Origin of the sequence: Burkholderia sp. Bp9015 (genome assembly GCF_003853505.1) — a bacterium.
Classification (GTDB): domain Bacteria; phylum Pseudomonadota; class Gammaproteobacteria; order Burkholderiales; family Burkholderiaceae; genus Burkholderia.
In genome coordinates this window covers 24310-30699 of sequence record NZ_QTPZ01000060.1, presented here as the reverse complement: position 1 = coordinate 30699, position 6390 = coordinate 24310, and the positions used below count along the sequence as shown (strand labels likewise).

Sequence of the window (6390 nt, the reverse complement as noted above, 5' to 3'; positions counted from 1 at the left end):
TACTTGAGCTTGAGCGCCGCGATCGTGCGCGCGAGATTCTTCGGTTCGTCCGCGTCGAGCGGATCGGGACGGCCGTGGCCGACGTCGCAGAACGGGCAGCGGCGCGTGCACTTGTCGCCCATGATCATGAACGTCGCGGTGCCCTTGCCGAAGCACTCGCCGATGTTCGGGCAGCTCGCTTCCTCGCACACGGTATGCAGGTTGTGCTCGCGCAGGATCGTCTTGATCTCGTTGAAGCGCGAGCTGCCGGTGGCCGCCTTCACGCGGATCCACTCCGGCTTCTTCAGCTTCTCGATCGGAACGACCTTGATCGGGATGCGCGCCGTCTTCGCCTGCGCCTTCTGCTTGGCGGTGGGATCGTAGGCAGCGGTCGCGGCCGAGTCGGCCGGTGCGGGGGAAGCGGTAACGTCAGTCATTCGAATGTTCCAGTGCCTGCGGCTTGTCGGCGGCCGCGGATGCGCCATCGAGGTTGGCAATCAGACGACCCACCAGCGTGTGGGCGACGTCGTTCCAGTCGGCGGCAACCTCGAGGCTCGCCATGTCGACGGTTTCCAGTCCGGCATAGCCGCACGGGTTGATCGCGAGAAACGGGCGCAGATCCATCTTCACGTTCAGGCTCAGACCGTGATAGCTGCAGCCGTTGCGGATCTTCAGGCCGAGGGCCGCGATCTTCGCGCCTTCGTGCACGCCGGATGCCACGTAGATGCCCGGCGCGCCCGCCTTGCGGACCGAAGCGAGATTATACGCCGCGAGGGTTTCGATCACGGCCTCCTCGATCTTCGTCACGAGCGTGCGCACCATCAGCTTGCGCCGGCGCAGGTCCAGCAGCAGGTAGGCGACGATCTGGCCGGGGCCGTGGTAGGTGATTTGCCCGCCGCGGTCGACCTTCACGAGCGGCACGCCGCTGTCGGCCACCAGCAGGTGGGCCGGGTCGCCGGCCTGGCCGAGCGTGTAGACGGGCGGATGCTCGACGACCCAGATTTCGTCGCCGGTGTCGGCCGTGCGCGTGTCGGTGAACGCGCGCATCGCGTCGAAGCTCGTCTCGTAGGCCTCGCTGCCCCGCCAACGCACGGTGACCGGCACGACGGGCCGGACCGGAGACCCGGCGGGCGATTCGGAAACAGCGACAGGCGTGGACACGATGGCAACCGGCGAGACGGACATGGGCGCTAGTTTACCGAAAACCCATGCGTCTCGCCGGCCCGGGAAGGGGACGGATCGCGAGCATCCGTCGGAGGAAAGGTCGGTCAGACGGTGCGCCAGCCGTCGTGGAACAGCGCGTTCACGCGGTTGCGCAGCCGCGCCAGCGCGCCGCGCGCGACTTCCCCGGCCGGCCGCGACACCGAGAACGCGACCTGCGCGCCCTGCCGGCCTTCCGCACTGAGCCACAGCCGCTCGCCGCGACGCAGCCGGAGCGTCTCGCCGTCGACCAGGAAGTAGTCTTCGACGTCGTTGCTGCGCGTCGCCCACACCGGCCCGCATTGCACCGTCAGACGCGTGCTGCGCTGCACCTTCATCGGCACGGTCTCGCCCGCGGGGATTTCGAACGTGATGCTTGAAGAAATTTCTTGCATGATCGACTCCGCCAATAAATGCTTCGATGGCTACAATCGTAGTCACTTCAAGGCACCCGACAAAACGACCAATTTTCACGTCGATGTGAGGAAAATTAGCAAATGGACCTCCGCCAGCTGCCTGCGCTGAACGCGATTCGCGCGTTCGAAGCCGCCGCCCGTCACGAGAATTTCTCCCGCGCCGCCGACGAGCTGTACGTCACCCACGGCGCGGTCAGCCACCAGGTTCGCGCGCTCGAGGAGGAGCTCGGCGTGCAACTGTTCACGCGCAACGGCAAGCGGCTGTGCCTGACCGACGCCGGCATGCGCTACGCGCAGCAGGTCCGCACCGCGCTGATGCAGATCGCCGATGCGACGCGCGAGGTGCGCGCGAGCGACCGCGGACGGCGGCTGGTGGTGTCGATGCTGTCGTCGTTCGCCGCGCGCTTCATCACGCCGCGCATCGGCACGTTCATCGAGCGGCATCCGGAAATCGACGTCGAGTTGCAGTCCACCAACTCGCTCACCGACTTCGCGCGCGACGACGTCGATCTCGCGATCCGCTTCGGCTCCGGCAGCTATCCGGGGCTGCACGTCGAGCCGCTGTTCGAGGAAGTGTTCTTTCCGGCGTGCTCGCCGACGCTGAACGGCGGCAAGCTGCCGCAGACGCCCGCCGATCTCGTGCACTACAACCTGCTGCGCTCGGACGACGAGCTGTGGCGGCCGTGGTTCGACGCGGCGGGGCTCGATACGCTCACCGAGCCGAAACGCGGGATTCTGTACCAGGATTCGTCGAACCTGCTGCTGGCCGCGATCGACGGCCAGGGCATCGCGCTGGTGCGCCGCTCGCTCGCGGTGCACGACCTGCTGGACGGGCGCCTCGTGCGCCTGTTCGACATCGACGGGCAGAGCCCGTGGCACTATTTTTTCGTGTGTCCGCCGCCGCTCGTGAACACGCCGCGCGTGCAGGCGTTCAGGACCTGGCTGCTTCAGGAAGTCGCGGAGTACCAGCAGCTGTGCGACGAGCTGGACGCGCGGCGCGCGGCGGGGAAAACCCCCGCCGAGTGCGCGCAGGAAGGAGGATGGAAAGCGGCGCTCAGAGCACGACCTTGACCATCGGATGGCCGGTCAGTGCGCGGTAGATGTCGTCGAGCTGTTGCTGGCTCGTGGCGCGCACGGTGATCGTGAGGCCGGTGTAGTTGCCGCCGCTCGAGGCACGCTCCTCGATCTTCTCGACGTCGATCTCGTTGTCGTGGACGGCCACGACCTTGAAGATCGTATCCTTGAACTCCGGGTGCGCCTTGCCCATGATCTTGATCGGGAAGTCGCACGGAAACTCCAGCAGCGACTCCTTCCGGGCATCGATCGCGCCGGTGACCTCGATGGTTTTGGTCGGTTCGCTCATCACTTTCTCCGGGTTAGGTCAAACTGTTCAAACTCGCGTGCCTTCGCACGCTGGTACGCGTCGTACAACGCCGCGAACACGGGGCCCGGCTTGCCGCCCTGCACAGGCAGGTCGTCGAGCGACGTGACGGGCAAAATCTCCTTCGTGGCCGACGTGATCATGATCTCGTCCGCCGAGCGCAGCTCGGCTTCGCTGATCTCGCGCGCGACGAACGGAATGCCGCATTCGTCGGCCAGCTGCTCGACCAGCGCGTAGCGGATCCCTTCGAGGATCCTGTTGCTGCGCGGCGGCGCGTACAGCTCGCCGTTCTTCACGACCCACACGTTCGACGACGAACCTTCGGTCACGTTGTCGTCGCGCAGCTGGATCGTCTCGAACGCGTCGCGTTCGGCCGCATGCTGCGCCATCAACACGTTGCCGAGCAGCGAGATCGACTTGATGTCGCAATGCAGCCAGCGGCGATCCTCGGCCGTCACGCAGCGCACGCCCTGCGCGCGCTCCTGGTCCGACGGCAGGCGCAGCGGGCTCGTCATCGCGAACACCGTCGGCACCGTATTCGCCGGGAACGCGTGGCCGCGCTTCGCGACACCGCGCGTCACCTGCAGGTAGACGAGCGCATGGCCGTCGCCGAGGCCTTCCGCATTCGCGGCGACCACGCGCTCGATCAGCGCGCGCCAGCCGGCCGCGTCATGCGGATTGTCGATGCCGATCTTCTTCAGGCTGCGCGCGAGCCGGTCCAGATGCTGTTCGATCCGGAACGGCACGTGCGCGCCGTCATGCGCATAAACGGGGACGACTTCATACACGCCATCGCCGAAGATGAACCCGCGGTCGAGCACCGGCACGCGGGCTTCCGACAGCGGCACCAGTTCCTCGTGCGACGACACGCTGAGGTAGACGATCGGTTCGAATTCGGCTTGGCTCATGGCAATGACAGATGGGGATGAAGTCGTGAAAACAAAGGCCCGTCGCGCTTACTTCTTCTTGCTGAACATCAGCAGGATCGAGTCCCAGATACGGCCGAAGATACCCGCTTCCGGCACGGCCTGCAGCGCGACGACCGGGAACTCCGACAGCGTCTTGCCATCGGCGACGATCTTCACGGTACCGACCTGCTGGCCTTCCGCGAGCGGCGCGATCAGCGGCGCGTTGACCTCGACTTCCGGCTTGACCTTGTCGCCCAGGCCGCGCGGCACGGTCACCCACTGGTCGCCCTTCACGCCGACCTGCACGGTGTTTTCCTTGCCCTTGTAGATGCGCGGCGTCGACATCGCCTGGCCGCCCTTGAACAGGCGCACCGCGTCGAACGCGCTATAGCCGTAGTTCAGCATCTTCATGCTGTCCTGCGTGCGCTCGCCTTCCTTCTGCTCGCCCATCATCACCGACACGAGACGCCGCTGGCTGTCGACACCCGGGATCGCGCGCTTCGCCGACGCGATCAGGCAGTAGCCGGCCGCCTGCGTATGGCCCGTCTTCAGGCCGTCGACCGTCGGATCCAGCCACAGCAGGCGGTTGCGGTTGCCTTGGCGGATGTTGTTGTACTTGAATTCCTTCTCCGAGAAGATGCTGTAGTACTGCGGAAAATCGCGGATCAGGTGCGCGGACAGCTTCGCGAGGTCGCCGGCCGTCGTGTAGTGGTTCGGGTCGGGCATGCCGTTCACGTCGGCGAAGTGGGTGCCCTTCATGCCGAGGCGCGCCGCCTCGTCGTTCATCAGCGTGACGAACTGCCCTTCGCTGCCGCCGACGAGTTCGGCCAGCGCGATCGCGGCGTCGTTGCCCGACTGGATGATCATCCCGTACACGAGGTCGTGCACCGACACCGGCTTGTTCGCCTCGATGAACATGCGCGACTCGTCGGTGCCGACGCGGCGTACCGCTACGCTCGGCGTGACGATCTGCTCCATCGAGATCTTCTTCTTGTCGAGCGCCTCGAACACCAGGTAGGCCGTCATCAGCTTCGTCAGCGATGCGGGCTCGACGCGTTCGTCGGCGTTGCCCGATGCGAGCACCGTGTTGCTCGTCGCATCGACGAGCACCCACGAGCGCGCGTTCACGCCCGGCGGCGGCACCGCGCCCGGCATGAAGGTCGCGGGCGCGCCGGTGAACTGCTCGGCGGCGGCGGCCGGCGCGGCATGCGCGGCCTTGGCCTTGGCGGCCGGCTTCGCCTCGGCGACGACGATCGTCGACGCGAGCGCGACGGGCAGCATCACGCCGAGCGCGACGTTGCGCGCGGCGGTGCCGAAGGCGATGGAAGAAGCGAGGGACTTGAGGCCTTGGGGAGACAGACGCATGATCGATTCAGGCTGATGGCAGAAAGTGCGGCGCGAAACGCGCAAGGGTTGAACGGCAAGGCGGCGGGCGTTCCGGCGTTCGTCCGACTGCGTCGGACGGCGCGAAACGCGCCGGTTGGACTCGTGCGGACGCGTTCGGTTCGCGGCCGTCGCGAGCGGGCGGACAGGCGGCGAAACGAGCGCCGCATGGGCCCAGCCGGGCCGCGGGCGACGCGAATTGCGGCCATTATACGTGGCTGCGAACGGCGTTTTCGGGAACCGTGGCCCGGGCGGCCGCACGCCGACTTCGAGAGGATGGCGAGGCTTCGCTGCGAGAGAGGGTGATCGAAGCCGCGCGAAAGGCGTGCGCAGGCGCCGTGCAAGTCGGATTGCGCCGCGCCGCAGCGGGCATGTGCGACCGTGCCGTGACACGATGCGGCGCGATGTCGCGCGAGCGGCGACATCGCACGCGTGCGGCAGCGGCGCCGCACGCCGGGTTCAGCGCATCAACGCCACGCGTCGACGATGATGCGCTTCAGCACGTGCAGCTTGCGATGGAAGAAATGCTCGGCGCCGGGGATCACGACGACCGGCAGTTCCTGCGGCCGCGCCCAGTCGTACACCGACGCGATCGGCACCGTGTCGTCGGTTTCGCCGTGGATCACCAGCGTGTTCTCCGGCACCTCGGCGACCTGCCAGCGGCTCGCGGCCGTGCCGACGAACACCATCCGCTCGATCGTCTCGCCCGCGTCGCGCAGCCGCTTCGCGACATGCGACAGCACGAAGGTGCCGAACGAGAAGCCCGCGAGCACGAGCGGCAGGTCCGCACACGCGGGCTGCGCGCGCATGTGCGCGAGCACGGCAAGCAGGTCGTCGGCCTCACCGATGCCGTTGTCGTGCACGCCCTCGGTCGCGCCGACGCCGCGGAAGTTGGACCGGTACACCACGTAGCCGAGCTGGACCAGCGTGCGCGCAAGGGTTTGCGCGACCTTGTTGTCCATCGTGCCGCCGAACAGCGGATGCGGGTGCGCGACGAGCGCGATGCCGCGCGGCGCGGCGCTGCCGTCGCGCATGGCGTCCGGCAGGTCGACCGCGATTTCGATCTGCCCGACCGGGCCGGCGATCAGCGACTTCTGCGTATGAACGTTCATTCTGCCGGCCC

7 protein-coding genes and 1 pseudogene are annotated in these 6390 nt (G+C 67.1%); 1 reads left to right on the top strand and 7 read right to left on the bottom strand.

What is annotated here, in order from left to right; translation table 11 throughout:
- The 3 genes and pseudogenes from DIE12_RS36420 to DIE12_RS36410 all read right to left on the bottom strand — a co-directional run.
- Window positions 1-416: pseudogene (locus tag DIE12_RS36420) on the bottom strand (lipoyl synthase); the annotation flags it as partial.
- Window positions 409-1164 carry a lipoyl(octanoyl) transferase LipB gene (gene lipB / locus DIE12_RS36415; RefSeq protein ID WP_044846753.1) on the bottom strand — a complete coding sequence of 252 codons (756 nt, stop codon included), beginning with the start codon at window positions 1162-1164 and terminating at the stop codon, window positions 409-411. The pseudogene DIE12_RS36420 and the gene lipB, both read right to left, overlap by 8 nt.
- An 83-nt stretch (window positions 1165-1247) precedes the next feature.
- Window positions 1248-1574: a DUF2917 domain-containing protein gene (locus tag DIE12_RS36410; RefSeq protein WP_044846777.1), complete on the bottom strand. Its 327-nt coding sequence runs from the start codon at window positions 1572-1574 to the stop codon at window positions 1248-1250.
- Between the two features lie 102 nt (window positions 1575-1676).
- Here DIE12_RS36410 and DIE12_RS36405 point away from each other — a divergent pair, with 102 nt between their 5' ends.
- Window positions 1677-2666: a transcriptional regulator GcvA gene (locus tag DIE12_RS36405; RefSeq protein WP_044846754.1), complete on the top strand. Its 990-nt coding sequence runs from the start codon at window positions 1677-1679 to the stop codon at window positions 2664-2666.
- Here DIE12_RS36405 and DIE12_RS36400 read toward each other — a convergent pair.
- From DIE12_RS36400 to DIE12_RS36385, 4 genes are all read right to left on the bottom strand, one after another.
- Entirely contained in the window at window positions 2650-2958 is a 309-nt protein-coding gene (locus DIE12_RS36400) for a YbeD family protein (protein WP_044846755.1), read from the bottom strand. The genes DIE12_RS36405 and DIE12_RS36400 overlap by 17 nt on opposite strands.
- Entirely contained in the window at window positions 2958-3884 is a 927-nt protein-coding gene (locus DIE12_RS36395; RefSeq protein WP_124520683.1) for a D-amino acid aminotransferase, read from the bottom strand. Before DIE12_RS36395 ends, DIE12_RS36400 begins: the two co-directional genes overlap by 1 nt.
- 48 nt (window positions 3885-3932) lie before the next feature.
- Window positions 3933-5249 (bottom strand): D-alanyl-D-alanine carboxypeptidase family protein, encoded by a 1317-nt coding sequence (locus DIE12_RS36390; protein ID WP_044846757.1) that lies wholly within the window; start codon window positions 5247-5249, stop codon window positions 3933-3935.
- A 485-nt stretch (window positions 5250-5734) separates the two neighbouring features.
- Window positions 5735-6379, bottom strand: coding sequence for an alpha/beta hydrolase (locus DIE12_RS36385; RefSeq protein ID WP_124486557.1), 645 nt, complete (start codon window positions 6377-6379; stop codon window positions 5735-5737).
- Window positions 6380-6390: the final 11 nt, after the last annotated feature.

What these genes read in the sequence shown, in the direction of transcription:
- lipB (WP_044846753.1), bottom strand. Translation starts at nt 1,164, where the DNA reads ATGTCCGTCTCGCCGGTTGCCATCGTGTCCACGCCTGTCGCTGTTTCC.
- DIE12_RS36410 (WP_044846777.1), bottom strand. Translation starts at nt 1,574, where the DNA reads ATGCAAGAAATTTCTTCAAGCATCACGTTCGAAATCCCCGCGGGCGAG.
- DIE12_RS36405 (WP_044846754.1), top strand. Translation starts at nt 1,677, where the DNA reads ATGGACCTCCGCCAGCTGCCTGCGCTGAACGCGATTCGCGCGTTCGAA.
- DIE12_RS36400 (WP_044846755.1), bottom strand. Translation starts at nt 2,958, where the DNA reads ATGAGCGAACCGACCAAAACCATCGAGGTCACCGGCGCGATCGATGCC.
- DIE12_RS36395 (WP_124520683.1), bottom strand. Translation starts at nt 3,884, where the DNA reads ATGAGCCAAGCCGAATTCGAACCGATCGTCTACCTCAGCGTGTCGTCG.
- DIE12_RS36390 (WP_044846757.1), bottom strand. Translation starts at nt 5,249, where the DNA reads ATGCGTCTGTCTCCCCAAGGCCTCAAGTCCCTCGCTTCTTCCATCGCC.
- DIE12_RS36385 (WP_124486557.1), bottom strand. Translation starts at nt 6,379, where the DNA reads ATGAACGTTCATACGCAGAAGTCGCTGATCGCCGGCCCGGTCGGGCAG.